Genomic DNA, 17752 nt, shown 5'->3' on the forward strand with positions numbered 1-17752 from the left:
AGAAGATAATTTAAGAAAAATGGGGTTAAATGAAAGGCAAATAAAAGCTGTAAAGTATGTAAAAGAAAAGGGAAAGATTACGAATAAGGAATATCAGGAAATTACTAATGTATCTAGGCAAATGGCAACTATTGATCTCGCAGAAATTGTGAAGAAGGGGGTATTTGCAAGGATTGGAAAAGCAGGCAAGGGAGTTGCCTACCAATTGACTAAATTGACTAATAAATGACCAATATTTGACTAATGGAGAATGAAAAAAACATATCAGGAATCAAACAGTTGTTTTAGAACCACATTATATCTCGAATTCTTGAGATTGGTATAGAATTACCTTTCTACAACTACTTCAATATTTCTTTTAGTTCTTCTATAGTTATCTCTAACAAGTTATCTCCTATATAATCTATTGTCTTTTTGTCTGCTTCTCTTATCCTATCTTTTATTTCTTCGGTTAATCGTCTACCAAATCTTTTGTTTAATATTTTAATTGTCAATTCTTTTTCTCCTTCTTCAACGCCTTCTTCAAATAATGAAGTTCCGATCTTTGTCATTCGTATCACCTCTTTCAGTTCGTTTATGTATTCATCCCTTACATAATTATCAGAGAACCCTAATAACGATCCTATTACCGCTTCTTTTTTGTCTTCATCTGGTATTTTGATCGCTAACTCAAAGACATCTTTTGTCACTTCTTCTTCACTTTTTTCGTTTCTCATCAAGGGCAAGAATACTAAATCCATTAGATCTTTATCCGTTAGTTCTTCTTCTTTTTCTATCTTTTCTTTTATCTCTTCATACCTTTTTATTCCATCGTACTTTATCATGAATATTTGTTGTACTTTGTATTTATTTGAACCCATGTCCAATTCACTTTCTGCACTTTCGTATTTTCCTGAGTACATTACCACCGTGTTTATCCTTCTTCTTTCTTTTTGGTATAACGCTATATCGTATTGTGCAAATCTTAGTAAGTCTGCTTTTTTCCATGTAGTTTGAAATTCTAAGTGTAACAGTGAGTTGTCTTCTAGTTCAAATACAAAATCCGGGTTTTGGTTTGATACGTTGATTACTGGTATGTCTATTGGTTTTACTGAAATTATCTTTGGAAAGTTGAGTTCATGATATTCAGCGGGTTCGTCTTTGTGAATGTCACCCGTTCTGTTGGTGTCTTTCATTATTTTCCCCCTCGATAGTTTGTTGAACTATTTAAATTGTATTATATGTTTTTGAAAATCGCTTTAGATCTTAAACATAAATACATTCATTCCAAATTATACCTCTTATTTCTCACACTAAAACAATTAGACAACTTGTATCAGATATGTAATTAGGCATTTTTTACATCATTTCTTAATTCTTCAGCGTTGTAATTAAATAGCGAGATATCGAAACGACCCAATATTTCAATAAAAGCTCTCTTGGAAAGTTCTGCTAGTTGTGAAGCTTCTCCTAAGGATAACTTGCCTTCTTCATATAATTTTGTAGCAATTAGTAATTTAATTTCTTTTTCATTTAAATCAATAAAATCTGGTAGATTAATAGATATAGTTTTCATAAAAAGCTCCTCATACAATATTTCGCTCCCCACCCATAAGAATATACTTATATACAGATATTATAACTCAAAAAACTTTCCTTAACTGAATCTACCGTCGTCTTTCAATTGTTGCAGTTTGTGAACATTTTTCTCAAGCCATCCTATTTTAACTCCCTCATTAGTGGTGAATTCAGGTACGTAGGGTTTTATATCCAAAACAGGGGTACCATCAATTATTTCTACATTTTGAATCTCCAGTATATTCTTTTCTACTTTTATTAACCTAACAACCGATAAACCAAAGGGATTGTATCTAATTTCCATCATACTTTTTGCTAACTTTCCTACTTCCTCAAACATTCTTGGCACCCCCATTTCTTCTAAATCAAGTATAATGAGCTTTATAGCTCCCTTCCCCTGCTGGACACCCATATGGGGAAAAGTATTTTTATTAGCGCCCCTTTCCCCCTACTTTCGGTGCCACCTTGGTTCATATATTTTTGCTCTTTTTCAATTTTCTTCTAACTCATTAGTTATTGAGTTGATTTCGTTCTGAATGACATCACGTCCATCTACAAATTTATATTTATCAATAATATTAAGAGCGTCCTTAAGGTATTTCAGTGCATTCTCCAAATCTCCTTTTTCTTGGTAAATAAATCCAATATTGCTCAAAGCAATTTCTTCTCCCTCTTTGTGATCTATCTCTCTAAAAATTTTTAAAGATTCTTGGAGGTATTTCAGGGCATTTTTCAAATCACCTTTAGCTTTAAAGATTAGCGCAATATTGCCCAAATCATCTGCTTCTCCCTCTTTGTCTCCTTCTTCTTGGTCTATTTTTAGAGCTTCCTCATGATATTTCAGAGCATTCTCCAAATCTCCTTTTGTTTGGTAAATCAAACCAATATTGTTCAAAGTAATTGCTTCTCCCTCTCTGTGATCTAGCTCTCTAAAAATTTTTAGAGCTTTCTGATGGTATTTCATAGCCTCCTCCAAGTCACCCATCTCTGAATAAATCAAACCAATATTGTCCAAAATCATTGCATCTTCTTTACAATAGTCTGCATCTTGGTCTAATTCTAGAAATTCTCGAAGGTGTTTCTCGGCTTCTTCCTGATTGTAATCTATATTCTGGTCTAATTCTAGAACTTCTTGAAGGTGTTTCTTGATCTTTTCCAAATTATCTTTTGTATGGTCAGTCATAAAGATCCTCCTTGCAAAATATGTATTACTTACTGTCATTAGAAACTCTAAAACTTGTTTTAGCGCTTCTTTGCCCCGCTCCCCGCCCATCTAAGGAAGGGGGATTTGAGCCTAACCATCTTACTCATCCAAAAGATCAGATAGAGTTTTGTCTACTTACAACTACTTCAATATTTCTTTTAGTTCTTCTATGGTTATACTTAAAATATTTTTCTTTATTTGGTTTATGGTTTCTTCGTTTGCTTTTCTGATCTTTTCTTCTAATTTTTTATCAAAATCTTCTCCAAACCTTTGGTTTAGAATTTCTATGATTAATTCTTTTGCGCCTTCTGATCTAGCTTTTTCTCTGTCTCTTTTTGCTATTTCTTCTAATGTGTTAAACATTTTTGGCACCTCCATTTCTTTTAGCTCTTCGTACCTTTCTTCTATCTCTTCGTAATCTGTCCTCTTTCCGAACAGTTCTATGAATGCGTTTCTGTGTTTTTTAAACTTCTCTTTTTACTTCTTTTTTATCTCCAAATACTCTTATTGTATTGATTTCTTTATTTTTTAAAGTTGGTGTTAGTTTTTTTTGTATAAAATAATAGTTATTGAATTCTTTTAGGTCATAATATAATGGTTTTCTTCCAGGATTAATTGGGTTTATATTGTTTTCTTTGATAATTCTTTGGATATTTCTTATTGATTGTCCTGTCATTGTTGCTAAATCTTTTTGTGTGAAATATAATTTTTGTTCTTTTTCTTTAATGTTGTCAAATTCTTCATCATAATACAACAAGTCATCTTTCATTTCTTTTAATATCTGTATAAACTCTTCAATTTCTTCTTTGTCTTCATATGTTTTTGGATTTACTAAGAAATTATACAAAACTTCTTTATTTTTAGGCTTTAAATCAGAGAAAATATTTAATAATTCATGTATTTCGAGCATTGTTTTTCCTCCTTATACCCCTTTTTCATTTATTTATTTTAACATTTGCACTTATGTTTGCAGTATATTTTATCATATAATAGATGCGAAGTGTTTCTTTAGTTCATTATCATAACTTGAACGAAAAAACCAAGAGTAATATTTTGAACTTTTTAAAAAAGAGGATAAAAGAAACTTCACCTGATTCTCGGTCCGAGGGCAAAGGGGTGCAAATAAAATTATTAAAAGAGATATCACTTCTCATAAAAGAGGAGTGATATCTATCACTACCACAATTCACTTAAAAATACTCAAAAATCTACCTTCTACAACTACTTCAATATTTCTTTTAGTTCTTCTATGGTTATACTAAGAATATTTTTCTTTATTTGGTTTATAGTTTCTTCATTTGCATTTCTGATCTTTTCTTCTAAACTTTTATCGAAATCTTCTCCAAATCTTTGGTTTAGAATTTCTATGATTAATTCTTTTTCTCCTTCAATTTTTCCTTCCACTTTAGCTTTTTCTCTGTCTCTTTTTGCTATCTCCTCTAATGTGTTAAACATTTTTGGCACCTCCATTTCTTTTAGCTCTTCGAACCTTTCTTCTATCTCTTCGTAATCTGTCCTCTTTCTAAGCAATTCTAAGAATGCGTTTCTGTGTTTATCAAACTTTTCTTTTTCTTCTTCTGGCAACTTCGATATTATATCTTCATTTATCATCTTTAGCAACTCTTCCATTTTTTTTATCTTTACGTTTGGTTTGTCCGTTAATAAGATTACCCCTAGTGCGTTCTTCATATTTATTATCGTTTCTTCTTTTATATTGCTTAAATTTATTAGTTCATAATTTGCTTTTATTAAGTATTCTTCCATGTTTTTTATCTCTGTTATCTTCTCTTTTACGTCCATTGGTGAAGTCCATTTCGCTTTTCCATCGTAAAAGACTATCCCTATTATGACTGGTAGTTTGAATCCTTTTTGCTCTGATTCTTTTTTGTGACTTTTTACATATTGTTCCCATATCCTTACCTTGTATGCCAACATCCTGAATGCCATGAGTTGGTCAACTTTACTTTGATGTTCTAACAATAGGTATATGTATACATCTTGACCGTTTCCTTTTTCTATCTTATATAGTATGTCTGATCTTTTTATGGAGAAGTCTTTGCCTATTAGTTCAGTTTGTTCACGTTTTAAATCTGTTTCTTTTATTTGTTTTGTGATCTCTTTTGGTAGAAAGGCTTTTAGGAAGTCATAGAATACGGTTCTGTCTTCAAATAATTCTTTGAATATGGAATCTTTTATCGGATTAGACATAAGCTTCTCCTTTTTGGTTTATTTTTTGGTTGTACAACTTAATTATACCATATCTTTTTGAAGGTTTGTTATCCTATCATATAACTCAAATATAATGAGTTTTAGCGCCCTTCCCCCGCTGCCCACCCATAAGGAAAAGGATCTTTGTTAGTGCTCTTGCCCCACTCCGCCCTCATTAGGAAAGGGTCTTTATAGCGCCCTTTCCTCTCTCCCCATCCAAAAGGAAGTGGGATCTTTACCCTTTCGCTCCGCTGCCTTCCCTTTTATGGAAGGGACTTGCGGTCCCTAACCTAGCGGGTGAGAAGGCTTTACCCGTGCCCATAAAGTTTGAAAAAAATAAGAGAAATTCTGATATAATATGATTAGGTAGAGGAGGTTAAGACATGGCCATCAAAAGAATAAGAGTAAGAAATTTCAAGAGTTTCAAAGATCTAGAAGTAGAATTAGGAAAGTTTAATGTTTTAATTGGTGCTAATGCTTCCGGAAAATCTAATTTTATACGGATCTTTGAGTTCTTAAGGGATATAGTAAAGCATGGTTTGGATAATGCAATTTCTATGCAAGGGGGCAGTGAATATCTCAGAAATATAAGTATCGGTTCGTCTGAGGATTTTTCATTAGAAGTCGTTTCTGATCAAAGGTCTAGGGAACTCATCAGACTGGAAGAAAAAGGGTCATCAGAGATGAAAATATATGAAACGATTTATAAGTTTACTATCAAATTTAATGAGACTGGGTCTGGATTTAAAATTACTGAGGACAACTTAACACGGAAAGGTAAATTCGTTAGATTGGAAAGGCAAAACCGAAGGAAAAAGGAAAAAGAAGAACTTGGGGAAGGCGAAATCATCCTTTCCAACGTTAAAGGTGAACTTAAAATCGACACAAGATTACCCGATGGGTTGTCGATAGCCAAGGATGATACATTCTCACGTTTCTTATTAAGATTAAGAGAGAAAAAATTGCCGCCTAAAAAGCTTCTCATCGAACTTCCTTTATTCCCATTCATACTTCCTCCATCAGAGGCAATTTTCGGTAGTATTTCAATATACGATTTTGACCCTAAGTTACCTAAAAAGGCAGTACCCATTACGGGAAAGATGGAATTGGAAGAAAACGGAGAGAATTTAGCCATCGTTCTCAAAAACATTTTAGAAGACAAAGAAAAGGAAAGGAAACTCTCTAATTTAGTGAGAGACCTTTTGCCTTTTGTAAATAAACTGGATATAGAAAAGTTTGCGGATAAATCTTTACTTTTTAAATTGGAGGAAGTATATGCTCAAAAGCAATACTTGCCTGCTCCATTGATTTCTGACGGAACAATAAATATTACAGCCCTGATTATCGCCTTATATTTTGAAAAAAAATTGTTAACTATAATTGAAGAACCTGAGAGAAATATACACCCATCCCTTATTTCCGGTGTTGTAGAGATGTTGAAAGAGGCGTCACAGAAGAAGCAAATTATTGTTACCACCCACAACCCGGAGATGGTAAGGCATACAGATTTAGAAAGCATTCTACTTATCTCTCGAGATAAAGAAGGCTTTTCCAACATTTCCAGACCTGTTGAGAAAAAAGAGGTAAAAACATTCTTAAAAAATGAGATAGGAATCGAAGAACTTTACGTACAAGATCTTCTGGAGGCATAATCATGGCCTATGAAAGGTTATACATTCTCGTCGAAGGGGACGATGATAAAAGATTCTTTGAGAAAATAATAACTCCTCTCTTTGAGGGAAAATACGATCAAGTTAAGGTATGGAAATATGCACAACAGAAAAAAGAGAAGGTTAGTAAATTTCTTAAAAGCATTAAAGGAATGAATGCGGATTATATCTTTGTAGCTGTGGTTTAAAGGTGCAACAATTCCTTTTTCCTTGTGGGGCGGGCAGCGGGGTGAAAGGGCGCTAATAAAATTATTAAAAAGATATCACTCCTCCTAAAGCAAAAAGAGGAGTGATATCTCTTTTAAATACTCAAAAATCTACCTTCTACAACTATTTCAATATTTCTTTTAGCTCTTCTACGGTTATTTCTAACAAGTTATCTCCTATGTAATCTATTGTCTTTTTGTCTGCTTTTCTTATCTTATCTTTAATTTCTTCAGTTAGTTGGTTGCCAAATCTTTTGCTTAGTAATCTAATTGCACATTCTTTTCTTTCTTCAATTTTTCCTTTTTCGATGCCTTCTTCTTCACCTTCGATTCTTCCTTTTTTAAAACCTTCTATTTTACCTTCCATTTTAGCCACTTCTTTGCCCCTTTCCAACATTTTTTCTGCTGTGTCAAGTACATTTGTGATTTTAATGTCATCTAGCTTCTTTATCGTTATTTCTAATAAGTTGTCTTCTATGTTGTTTATCCTTTTTTCACTCGCATTTCTTATTTCATCTTTTAACCTTTCGGTTAATTGGTTGCCAAATCTTTTACTTAATATTCTAATTACAAATTCCTTTCTTTCTCGAAGTTTTCCTATTTGAATACCTACCTTTTCACCTTCAATTTTTCCTAAGATTCTTCCTTCTTTCATACCTTCCAATCTAGCTTCTTCTCTTTCCCTTTTTACTACCTCTTCTAATGTGTCCATTCTTGGCACCCCCATTTCTTCTAAATAAAGTATAATAGGTTTTATAGCGCCCTTCCCCCGCTCCCCACCCGTGTGGAAGAGGGACCTGCGGTCCCTTAAACCCTGTTTTTCACCCATAAGGAAAAGATTCTTTTGCCCCTTCATCTCGCAGCCCACCCATAAGATTAGTGAAGTGTTTTCTTTGTTAATTTAATTATATCATTTCTTTTTGAAGATAAGTTTGTGAAAAAAGTTGACAAAAGCCGATAAAAATAGTAAAATTGAAGTGTATAAAAAAATAAAAGCCAAGGAACCCTTGGCTTTTATTGGTGGGCTCGGGTGGATTCGAACCACCGACCACCCGGTTATGAGCCGGAAGCTCTAACCAACTGAGCTACGAGCCCAATCACGTTGATTATTATAGCATTTAAAATGACATTTGTCAATACTTTTTCTAACAAATATAATTTTCATCTATCATGATGGTTTAGCGAAGGGATAAATAAATTTTAAAGGAGCATTTAGTGAAATGAGCAACAACGTAGAAAGCCTAAAAAACCAAGATGACCCTGTTAAAACGCTAATAGGGAAATATCCAAGAATTATAGTGCTAAAAGCGGTCTTCAATCTCTTAGACAACGAAGAAAAAATAGATTTGGAAAGTTTAGAAAACGAAGTCGTCAAGTTATTAAAAAGATAAAGGGCTGATCTAATCAGCCCTTTAATTTTAATTTTAATTATTTGGTACATTCACTAAAGGGTAAGAAAGCTCAACTCCCACCAAACTGGCTATTTTTCTAGGAAGGTCTGTGTTATCCATAATACCTACAAATCTCTCAGATCCTGGTCCAAAAGCAAATACAGGTACTAAAGCACCGGTATGATCATGTGTTGTCCAACCAATACTTGCTCTTGCGCTTGTAATCTCTGCTAAAGCCTCTATTTTGTTACCAGCGGCTTCCAAATAAGCGACCTCTTCTTCTAACAAATCAAATCCATAATACTCTTTCACGTTAGATTTTAACTCTTCCATATTTTGAGAATTAGCTACAACCCAATCCGTAGTTTTCTGATAATTTCTAACCATTTCCAAATCCATCGTGTATCCACCCGTTGATAAACCCAAACCCCCGGTTTCGTGGTCAGCAGTGACAACTACCAAAGTATCAGGATTTTCTTTTGCAAAATCTAAAGCAACCTTCACCGCTTCATCGAATTCAACCGTTTCTTTCCAAACTCCAAAAGCATCGTTATCGTGACCCTCCCAATCGATTTGAGAACCTTCAACCATCAAAAAGAAAGGAGCGTCATCTTTTGACAAAATCTCTATTGCTTTTGCTGTCATCTCAGGTAAAAGTGGTTCAGCAGGCGTTCTTTCAGTAACGCTATTCATATGACTTGAAGCGAACAATCCTAAAACCTTTTCTCCGGAGTAAGCCATTAACTCTTGCTTAGTGGTTATATAATCGAAACCATTTTCCTTTGCAACAGATATAAGATCTTTTCCATCGGCTCTTTGTGTAGGATCAAAATATCTCCAACCCCCTCCTAAAGCAACGGTGAGGTTACTGTTAACCAACTGTTCGGCTAATACTTGTTCAGCATCTCTATCGTTCGTATGACCATAATAAGCCGCCGGTGTGGCGTGAGTTATCCTTGAAGTTGCAACTACACCCGTTTTGTAGCCTTGCTCAGCCAATACTTCCGCTATTGTTGGCACGATTTCACCATTTGGAAGCACGCCAATAAACCCGCTGTTAGTCTTGTAACCAGAAGCAAGGGCTGTTCCCGCTGCCGCAGAATCGGTAACGTTGCTATCTGCAGAATAAGTGATGGCGTAACCAGTGTAGGGCATTTGCATCATGTAAAGCTCACGACCTTCTAAATAACTGGATAACAACATCTGATTTGGGCCCATACCATCACCGATGAAAAATATCACATTTTTCACATCGCCCGCAAATGTGAGCAGTGACACCACAAGAACCAACATAACCAACAAAACAGTCTTTTTCATACTTTCTACCTCCCTGTGATTTTTTAGTTACTCTGTTTAGAAGCTCTGCAAACTGCTTTAGCGCCCCTTCGCCCCGCTCCCCACCCATTTCAAGGTAGGGACCTGCGGTTCCTTAGAGCCAAAGTCATTATAACCAAAAATCATTTGAGAGGTTTTAAGATATATAAAGAATTACTAAAAAAGCTCTCTATTTCTCAAAACTCCATCATCTATGTTCAATTCAAAATTCTTCGACTCTATTACCTTCATCAAGTCCATGAACCTTTCCTTTTCATTCCTCATTTGCCGTGAGGCTGTCTTTCCTTGAACCCCCTTCGGGGCGCTTGAGGCTGTCTTCCTTATTTGCCGTGAGGCCGTTTCTTTGATCCTATTTCTCAAAAAGTTCAAGATATTGATCTTCGTTTTTTCGTTCAAGTTATGATAATGAACTAAAAAACCACAATCTCTCTTTCCCAACTTCCAAACGATAGGCCTATCTTTATAAAACTTCTCATGAAGTTTTAGGTAATCTTTAAAGACATAATCTCTCAAATCTTTCTTCACAATACTCTCTAATTCAGAACGCTCCTTATTTGCCGTGAGGCTGTTTTTTTCGAATATTGAGGATAACAGTTTATTTTCTTCTTCAACTGAAAACCCAAAGGGGATAAAACCATCTTCGCAATTCAAAAGATACCTTTGGATCCCATTATCTATTCTTACAAAAGCTAATTTTGCTAAAATCTGATCTTGGTTACTCATACTGTTGTAGACGGAAATAGGATTTTGAAAACTTTCTTCTGCTTTTCTTTCCACATAGTTATCGTATGGCTCTCTTCGATGATAGTTGGTTACACCTTCATCAAAAGGCATAATGGAAATTAAAGACCTGATTTTATTATTATAAGCCTCTTTAATAAAATTTTCTATTTTGGTAAGTTGAGCTTCATTCAAACTAAATTCAGAAAGATATTGATTTTTCAACAGTTCTTTCAATGGAGGCAAACCCTTAATACCTTTATCGTCGGCAAAAGGAATAAAGGCCGTAGGAATCCCAACCGTCTTATAAATTTCCTCAAAATTTCTTTCTTTCAAACTGTACAACTTCATCACCAGTACATCTATCAACCCTTCAGAAAGAAGCAGATAGGTATCAAGGGCGTTTTTCCTCTCTATAAACCCATAAAACTTAGAAACACTATCGATACTCTCCTCGTTGAAATGCAGTTCGTTTGGATATATCTCGGTATTCTGCTTTTTAATCGCCACGTTCAATCTAACAAGCGATTCTAACGCCTTAGTCTCAAAAGAATCCTCAAACATACCTTGTGGAACGGGAAGTTTTTTCAAATCCCCAACTTCCAAATCCACGCTTCCCGCGATAAAACTCTCCAAGTAAGAAAACAAGCTACTATTGAGCAAGCCTAAAAACCTAAAGATATCTTCATCTTTTGAAAAAAACAAACTACTACCCTTACAATCGAACAAGAACCCAGAAGGAAGGTATCTAAAAGTTGCCCCTTTCGAGGTTGTCATCGTGTAAGTTATACCCTTTTTAAAATAATACTTTCTATTTGGAAGATAGTTCCCCATTTTTGACAATAGATTATAATTCTCTTCATCGAAGGCTATAACCCACCACAAATTACCATACCATTTATTGTAAGGCCCACCTTTGGCATATGGGACCCATTTCTTTCCATCTTTAATATCCTCTCTTCTAACTTCCCAAAAGTACCTCAAAAACCTGTTGTTATTCCCGGTAGCTATCCCCTGTCGTGCATCAGCGAACTTTTCTAACGGCTCATTTTCAAAGGTACGAACAACGTCTGAATCCACCCAATAAATGAAAGGAACCCTAGGAACCTTTGTAAAAACGTTCTTATTAACCTTGAAAACATACTTAGAAAGATAATCCTCTCGCTTCTTTTCCTCACTTGCCGTGAGGCTGTCTTTCCAAATAGAAAATAAAGCCCGTTTCTTAGAATCTTTCCCGTTAAAAGAGGTCAAGTTTATATATTCACCAAAACTTTCCTCCTCACTTGCCGTGAGGCTGTCTTTCCTTGAACCCCCTTCGGGCCGCTTGAGGCTGTTTTCCTTATGTGCCGTGAGGCTGTCTTCACTTTTCCTCAAAACAAACATCGCTGTGTCCACTAAAGCGTTATCAAACACCCCTCCAAGGCCAAAATGAACCAATCTTTCTATCTGAAAGTTTTCTAATATGAATCGTCTTGTCTTCTCATAGCTCCCAATAAACATAAAGGTTTGAGGGGTAATCATACCAACAAATCCATCCATCTTCACCAATTCACAACTCTTTTTAATAAAGCAGGCGTACAGATTTTTTTTAAACTCACTATAATCCTCGTTTATGTATCTCTTCAATTCAAAATCATAATCAGAGGAATCTAAATAAGGAGGGTTAGTCAAAACAATATCGTATTTCAAAGAAAGAATATCTAAAGCTTTCTTCAATCGTTCATCGTTTATACCCGTTTCCTTTATTTGCCGTGAGGCTGTTTCCCTTAAACTTAAAACATCCTCTCTTCTCATTAAGCTCCCAATCTTTTCAAACTTCTTCAAATACTCATTCTGCCCTTCCTCATTTGCCGTGAGGCTGTCTTTCCTTGAACCCCCTTCGGGGCGTTTGAGGCTGCTCTCCTTATGTGCCGCGAGGCTGTTTTTCCCGGGAACAGCTACTATATTTGTTTCAATCTTTTCATAAGCTCCATCTTCTAAAGCCTTCAATCTCAACAACAAATTCGTAATTTCAACGGCGTTCTCATCGATATCTATACCGTATAAATTTTTAGTAATTATAAGTTTTGGAATCGAAGCATCATCATAACCTTTATTTTGATACATCTCTCTCAACTTATCGTAAACCCCTATAACAAAGTTCCCACATCCACAAGCAGGGTCAATAATCTTAACATCCTCAATGTCCAAACCCTTGTCATCAGCGAAATATTTCCCCAACGTATTTTCCACCAAATAATCCACTATCCATTTTGGTGTATAAAACTGTGAAATAACACCATTTTTACCCTTTAAATCCTTACCTGCCATGAGGTTTTCTTTCCTTGAACCCCTTTCGGGGCGCTTGAGGCTGTCTTTCCTTGAACCCCCTTCGGGGCGCTTGAGGCTGGCTTCATTGAAGTACTCGTAAGACCAAGAAATAATCTCCTCTTTCTTCCAATCTTCATCTTTCACACTCTGAAACAAATCTCTGATCTTTTCTATCGTTTGGTGAGTAATTCTGCTTTTAATATCATCGACTAAATAACAACAATCAAAATTTCTATTCAGAAATTGCACCCCAGAAAGATAATCACCTAAAAGATTCGAATCTGAACCACTCTTTCCAAAAAGTTGTAAATCTCCCTCCATATTTGCCGTAAGGCTGTCTTTCCTTGAACCCCCTTCGGGGCGTTTGAGGCTGTTTCTCTTTGCTTGTAATACTCTTAGAATAATAAAACTCAAAAAAACATCCAACAAAACTCTCTCCTCACCTGCCGTGAGGCTGTCTTTCCTTGAACCCCTTTCGGGGTGCTTGAGGCTGTCTTCCTCATTTATGACCTCTCTTTGCAGGATACGCTTAAGCCCCAAAGCCATTTTCTTAACGGATCTGTTCAAAATAAGCCACCTTCTCTTCTCTCTTTTTCACCCTAAAATCCTCTTCGCCCAAATAAATCAAACCTTCTTTTGGAACGATCTCTATCAACCTTGAAACGGTTCTATCATCTAAAAAATTAACCAGCTCTTTTGGATTCAAGTTCGTAGAAATTATAACGCTTTTTTGGTTTCTATTCACCTCGTCTATAACGATTCTTATCTTCTGACCTATCCAATCATAACTCTTGGCACCAAGATCGTCTATAAAAATCAAATCAGATTCAAACGCTCTCTCAATAGCGGCATCGGCACCTTCAAAATTCTCAAAATCCCTCAATATATCCAAGACACCAATAGTACAACCCATAACAGCGGCCTCTTTCAACACAGTAAAACCTAACCTACTCTTCCCCGTACCGTACCCTCCGTACAGTATCAAACCAACGCCCTTTTCCCACAACTTCTCCTCAACAAAGTAACGGCATTTTAGCAAACCCTTCTTCAAATGCTCATTCAGTGCAAGAAAATTATCAAACGATGCATCAAGATAAATCTTTGGGGAAATATCCCTGTAATTTCTACTCCCATTCAAATAATTCATAAAAATCGAACACATATATTTATTATCTAAAATGCCGCGACTCGGGCAATTTTCAGGATCCTTACAAAAACAACCCCTCTCAGAAGAATTTGGCATACTTGCTACCTCCCTCATTTGCCGTGAGGCTGTCTTTCCTTGAACCCCCTTCGGGAAGTTTGAGGCTGCCTTCCTTATTTGCCGTGAGGCCGCTTTCTGCTCTGTGAACATTATACCGCACTCCCTTATTGTAAACATCTTTTTTCTCCGCCCTCATTTGTCGCGAGGCCGTCTTCCTCATTTGCTGTGAGCCAGTCTTTTCTTGAACCCCTTTCGGGGCGCTTGAGTCTGCCTTTCCTTGAACCCCTTTCGGGGAGTTTGAGCCCGTCTTCCTTAATTGCACTTCAGGAAACCAAAAAGTACTAGAAAAAGCCCCTTTGCCCTCCACATATGCCGTAAGGCTGTCTTCCTCATTTGCCGTGAGGCTGTTAACTCTTCGCGGATAGCACATCATAATCAATCCCCTATCCTCAAGCTCACTCAAAGACTTAGACACCGTATTCTTGCTAAAAGAAAGAAGTGAAGAAAGCTTTCGCTCAGAAAACATCAAAGGTCCCTCCCAATAACTCTTATTCGCCTCGTAAATCAAAAAGAAATAAAGCTTTGTGGCAGAAGAAGAAACCTTCTCCCTCTCATTTTCCCTGAAAAAATGGTTCAAAAGACTAAAAACATTCACAAAATCACCTCAGCATTCCAAAAATTTTTTTCTTCCCAATAGTAATATCTGCAAAAAAATCATCAAGGGGCGGAGGGCGGGAGTAGATAATAAAAATAATTTTCATAAATCGACAGCAATCTCAAAAGCTAAGCTTTGAAAAAAAAAGTATCACATGGGGCAAAGCCCCTTCATCCACTTGGTGCGCCCAGCATGGGCAATAGCTAAGTGGTGAAAGTCCGCTGTGGGCCAGGGGTAGCGGGAACCACTAGCCGAAGGCAAGGGTGTCCACCGAAGGAACGATGGTAAGGGTTTTAGACATCAATCCTGTTGAACCGCCGTATACCGAACGGTACGTACGGTGGTGTGGGAGGACGGTAGATAAATTAATTATCTACCTCCTACCCGATTCCATCCTGGTGTGCTGCTGGGCGAAGGGAAGCTAAAGCAGATTGTATGTAACTTAGAATGATGGAGGTATTTTAAAAATTTTCGATTCTAGAAGTAAGGTTTAAAGAAGGCTTTAGAGTTTCTAAAGAGAACATACCGTAAAATAGATAAGGAGATGATCATCAAATCAAAACAGTATATGACCAGGTGATAAAGGAAGAAGGCATCAGAAAGGCAAAATAAGTAAAACTTAAGGAAACACACTCAATGCTATTAAAGCCAAACTAATCCACTTCCTGATGATCTTAAAGACAAAATATTAAAAAATGGATAATGAAGCTAAACTAAATGATATTTTAGTTGCAATTGTTAAACGTAGTTCTATAGACAAGGTATATAAAATGATATAAGGTCTATCTAGATTGCCCTATATCTTTTATTTTTTGTACAAGAATTTTCTGTGGGTAAAAAAGAAGAAGATAAGTTATTGAGTTATTATATCAATTAATCCATTTTGTTTAAGTTTATCAATATTTTCCAATACCTCATCTTCGCTAAAATAAGGTTTGATTTCATGTATTAACCTTGCTATGTCTTTTTCCATAAAATCAATATTATTTTCCTTATAGTCATTTACAACAAAATGTATGGTTGTAATTAATTCAAGCGATTTTGCCGGGAATGATCCGAATTTCTCCACTATGTCGCTTATTTTTTCTTTATTTTCTTCTATAAAAGGTTTAGCTTCCTTATCAATATAGTCTATGACTGAATTTTCTCCAGGTAATATATCATATCTTCCATCAGCCACTTCTGTTTTTACCGCATCTAAATATGATAAATAATCCAAATCATCTAATATTTCTTTTGCAAACGGTCCATATGTATATAAACTAAAGTCATATCCTACAGGTACATTAAGATTTTCTTGTAATAAATAAATTAGTTTAACTAAAGCAGTCCTCCCTATTTTGTATTCGCGTTTTTTCATCTCTTTAATTATGTCTATTATAGTTGCATATCTCACAAACTCCTTATTCTCCATCATATAATCCCTCCTTACGTAAAATTTCAATCGCTTTCTTTTGTTCATTAAAGGGCACATATATCCTCTTTTGTTTTATTGCTTGAATATTTTTAATAGCATTAGATAATTGTGATAATGGCAAAATTTCAACTTTTCCACTTTCGTTTTCTTTTAGTATCTTAATATCTTCATTTCCTATATTATAAAATGATTTTTCAGCTTCATCCACAAAGCTTTGATTTATTTCATTAGATAATTTCTCATAAGCATTATTAAATTTTTCCAAATCACAAATATTAGGAACCTCATTGGTATGATAAACACATCTATCATGTTTACGATCTAAAATTATATTGCAGTCATTCAAATCTCTATTTTTCTTTATCAAATAACCAACTTTCCAGTCATCCCAATCCAAATAATCATTAATATTTTCTTCATTATCAGGCGGCTTCATCTTACCGTCCTTATATTTTAGTTTTAATAAAATTTCTTTTTCGGCATTTGCAATATGATGGTCATATGCCCTCCTTGTATGGTGGAAATAAACCTGGGTAAACATATAGTATCTAGCAAATATTAAAGATTCGGCTACGTGTAACCCGCCTTCATTAAATCCTAAAATAAATCCTTCATCCGTATGGATCATCACAATGGTCTTTAATAATCTCTTGAGGTCAAACACTCCATATTGGACACCCGCATGGTAAGAATCTCTTAAGAGATAGTCTATTCTGTCTGCATCAACCTGTCCGCTTATTATATCAGTCCAAAAGAATGATTTCTTCAATATTTTATAATCTTTTTCTACAAATGCCGCTACCTCTTCAGCCTTTATATTATAATTGTTGTTTAACTTATTATTTTCTATGACATCTTTAAATATAGTTTTTATTATAGCACCGCTGTAATCTTCATGCTTATATATTTTTTCTTGGTCTTTATGCGGCATTATGCTTTCGCTTGCATGCGAAAACGGAGCGTGACCAACATCATGTAAAAGTGCTGCTAATCTTATAATGGTTCTCATTTTGTTTAACCCATCTTCATTGTAACCATAGTCGTCCTTAAGTATACCTTTACATTCATTAACGATATTGTCAAAAATCTTAGTGGCAACATACATAACTCCCAATGAATGTTCAAACCGTGTATGCATTGCACCTGGATACACCATATCCGTCAAAGCTAACTGACGTATCCTTCTCAATCTCTGGAATGCCGGATGATTTATAATGTCTCTCTCCCACTCATTAATCTCAATAAAACCATAAATAGGATCTCTTATCTCCCATAGATTTTCTTTCAAATTACCCCCACCTTTTGCAACATGAATTATTTCACGCTATATAGAAATGTTGCACATCGTTTGGTAAGCAAGAGCGATCACATTCTTCTATTGCATATGCAATAACTAATGAAAACCATTTCTACCCTCTTTATATTTCTGCTTGTAACTTTTTCTGCAGTATCTGGATACCTGTCAGAACATAATCTTCCAAGGCCATGGCTACAGAGTCGAGGATTATAAAAAAATAACACCTTAGTCACTAATATAAATAAAAACTTTGTTTTCATTTCCGATTTTGAAATTTTCCCTTTTTATTAATTCGTAATATACGAAGTATCATTTTAGTGTAGAAATCCTACTTTTTATCTCTTTTTCTAAATCCTTGAAAATTTTATAAGGAACATGTTGAAAAAAGGTTTAGACTTTGGTATCGATTTTTCTAAATATCTGCACTTAAACTTCAATATTTTTTCATCTGGTTTTACGTTATAAATAACATCTGTTTTGAATTTGAATTAAAGGACTGATTTGTAGCTTAATGTATAAGAAGGCTTTCAAATATTGATTCATAAAATTAGTTGACATTTCCTCAGAACATCTCTCGC

General features: G+C 35.2%; 17 protein-coding genes, 1 tRNA gene and 1 pseudogene. 4 read left to right on the plus strand and 15 right to left on the minus strand.

What is annotated here, in order from left to right:
- A pseudogene (locus X925_RS10295) lies at positions 1-229 on the plus strand (transcriptional regulator); the annotation flags it as partial.
- 112 nt (positions 230-341) lie between these two features.
- Here X925_RS10295 and X925_RS04680 read toward each other — a convergent pair.
- The 7 genes from X925_RS04680 to X925_RS04705 all read right to left on the minus strand — a co-directional run bounded on the left by X925_RS04680 (position 342) and on the right by X925_RS04705 (position 4969).
- Positions 342-1175, minus strand: a complete 834-nt coding sequence (locus X925_RS04680; protein ID WP_121959276.1) for a DUF4351 domain-containing protein — start codon at positions 1173-1175, stop codon at positions 342-344.
- Between the two features lie 152 nt (positions 1176-1327).
- On the minus strand, positions 1328-1555 hold the full coding sequence (locus X925_RS04685; RefSeq protein WP_233187736.1) for a UPF0175 family protein: 228 nt from the start codon (positions 1553-1555) through the stop codon (positions 1328-1330).
- 81 nt (positions 1556-1636) lie between these two features.
- Positions 1637-1897: a TrmO family methyltransferase gene (locus X925_RS04690; protein WP_199171481.1), complete on the minus strand. Its 261-nt coding sequence runs from the start codon at positions 1895-1897 to the stop codon at positions 1637-1639.
- A 150-nt stretch (positions 1898-2047) separates the two neighbouring features.
- Positions 2048-2740, minus strand: coding sequence for a tetratricopeptide repeat protein (locus tag X925_RS04695; protein ID WP_158245417.1), 693 nt, complete (start codon positions 2738-2740; stop codon positions 2048-2050).
- 162 nt (positions 2741-2902) lie between these two features.
- Positions 2903-3124 carry a hypothetical protein gene (locus X925_RS10360; protein ID WP_199171483.1) on the minus strand — a complete coding sequence of 74 codons (222 nt, stop codon included), beginning with the start codon at positions 3122-3124 and terminating at the stop codon, positions 2903-2905.
- Positions 3125-3224: 100 nt separating this feature from the next.
- On the minus strand, positions 3225-3671 hold the full coding sequence (locus X925_RS10365) for a hypothetical protein (RefSeq protein WP_199171485.1): 447 nt from the start codon (positions 3669-3671) through the stop codon (positions 3225-3227).
- Positions 3672-3982: 311 nt separating this feature from the next.
- A complete protein-coding gene (locus X925_RS04705; RefSeq protein ID WP_121515577.1) occupies positions 3983-4969 on the minus strand; it encodes an Rpn family recombination-promoting nuclease/putative transposase in 987 nt (328 codons plus the stop codon).
- Between the two features lie 383 nt (positions 4970-5352).
- Between X925_RS04705 and X925_RS04710 the strand changes: the two genes are divergently transcribed.
- The gene (locus tag X925_RS04710) at positions 5353-6621 is read left to right on the plus strand and encodes an AAA family ATPase (protein WP_121959278.1); all 1269 of its coding nucleotides are present in this window, start codon (positions 5353-5355) and stop codon (positions 6619-6621) included.
- A 2-nt stretch (positions 6622-6623) separates the two neighbouring features.
- Positions 6624-6827 carry a hypothetical protein gene (locus tag X925_RS04715; RefSeq protein ID WP_121959279.1) on the plus strand — a complete coding sequence of 68 codons (204 nt, stop codon included), beginning with the start codon at positions 6624-6626 and terminating at the stop codon, positions 6825-6827.
- A gap of 142 nt (positions 6828-6969) precedes the next feature.
- Here the strand turns inward: X925_RS04715 and X925_RS04720 are convergent, their stop codons facing one another.
- Together X925_RS04720 and X925_RS04725 are read right to left on the minus strand one after the other, a co-directional pair.
- Positions 6970-7557, minus strand: a complete 588-nt coding sequence (locus tag X925_RS04720; RefSeq protein WP_103064889.1) for a hypothetical protein — start codon at positions 7555-7557, stop codon at positions 6970-6972.
- Between the two features lie 306 nt (positions 7558-7863).
- A tRNA-Ile gene (locus X925_RS04725) sits at positions 7864-7940 on the minus strand.
- A 125-nt stretch (positions 7941-8065) separates the two neighbouring features.
- Between X925_RS04725 and X925_RS10300 the strand changes: the two genes are divergently transcribed.
- Entirely contained in the window at positions 8066-8236 is a 171-nt protein-coding gene (locus X925_RS10300; RefSeq protein WP_158245418.1) for a hypothetical protein, read from the plus strand.
- A 33-nt stretch (positions 8237-8269) separates the two neighbouring features.
- Here the strand turns inward: X925_RS10300 and X925_RS04730 are convergent, their stop codons facing one another.
- From X925_RS04730 to X925_RS04750, 6 genes are all read right to left on the minus strand, one after another.
- The gene (locus X925_RS04730; protein ID WP_233187737.1) at positions 8270-9553 is read right to left on the minus strand and encodes an alkaline phosphatase; all 1284 of its coding nucleotides are present in this window, start codon (positions 9551-9553) and stop codon (positions 8270-8272) included.
- Between the two features lie 174 nt (positions 9554-9727).
- Positions 9728-13168, minus strand: coding sequence for an N-6 DNA methylase (locus tag X925_RS04735; protein WP_121959280.1), 3441 nt, complete (start codon positions 13166-13168; stop codon positions 9728-9730).
- Positions 13152-13844, minus strand: a complete 693-nt coding sequence (locus tag X925_RS04740) for an ATP-binding protein (protein ID WP_158245419.1) — start codon at positions 13842-13844, stop codon at positions 13152-13154. Before X925_RS04740 ends, X925_RS04735 begins: the two co-directional genes overlap by 17 nt.
- Complete coding sequence (locus X925_RS10305; protein ID WP_158245420.1) at positions 13828-14331, minus strand: hypothetical protein; 504 nt, start codon at positions 14329-14331, stop codon at positions 13828-13830. The genes X925_RS04740 and X925_RS10305 overlap by 17 nt, the downstream gene beginning before the upstream one ends.
- A 982-nt stretch (positions 14332-15313) precedes the next feature.
- A complete protein-coding gene (locus X925_RS04745; protein ID WP_146026686.1) occupies positions 15314-15877 on the minus strand; it encodes a type II toxin-antitoxin system antitoxin SocA domain-containing protein in 564 nt (187 codons plus the stop codon).
- Positions 15864-17165, minus strand: coding sequence for an HD domain-containing protein (locus X925_RS04750; RefSeq protein ID WP_199171487.1), 1302 nt, complete (start codon positions 17163-17165; stop codon positions 15864-15866). The genes X925_RS04745 and X925_RS04750 overlap by 14 nt, the downstream gene beginning before the upstream one ends.
- Positions 17166-17752 lie beyond the last annotated feature (587 nt).

This window comes from Petrotoga sp. 9T1HF07.CasAA.8.2 (assembly GCF_002895585.1).
In the GTDB taxonomy this organism is placed as follows: Bacteria; Thermotogota; Thermotogae; order Petrotogales; family Petrotogaceae; genus Petrotoga; species Petrotoga mobilis.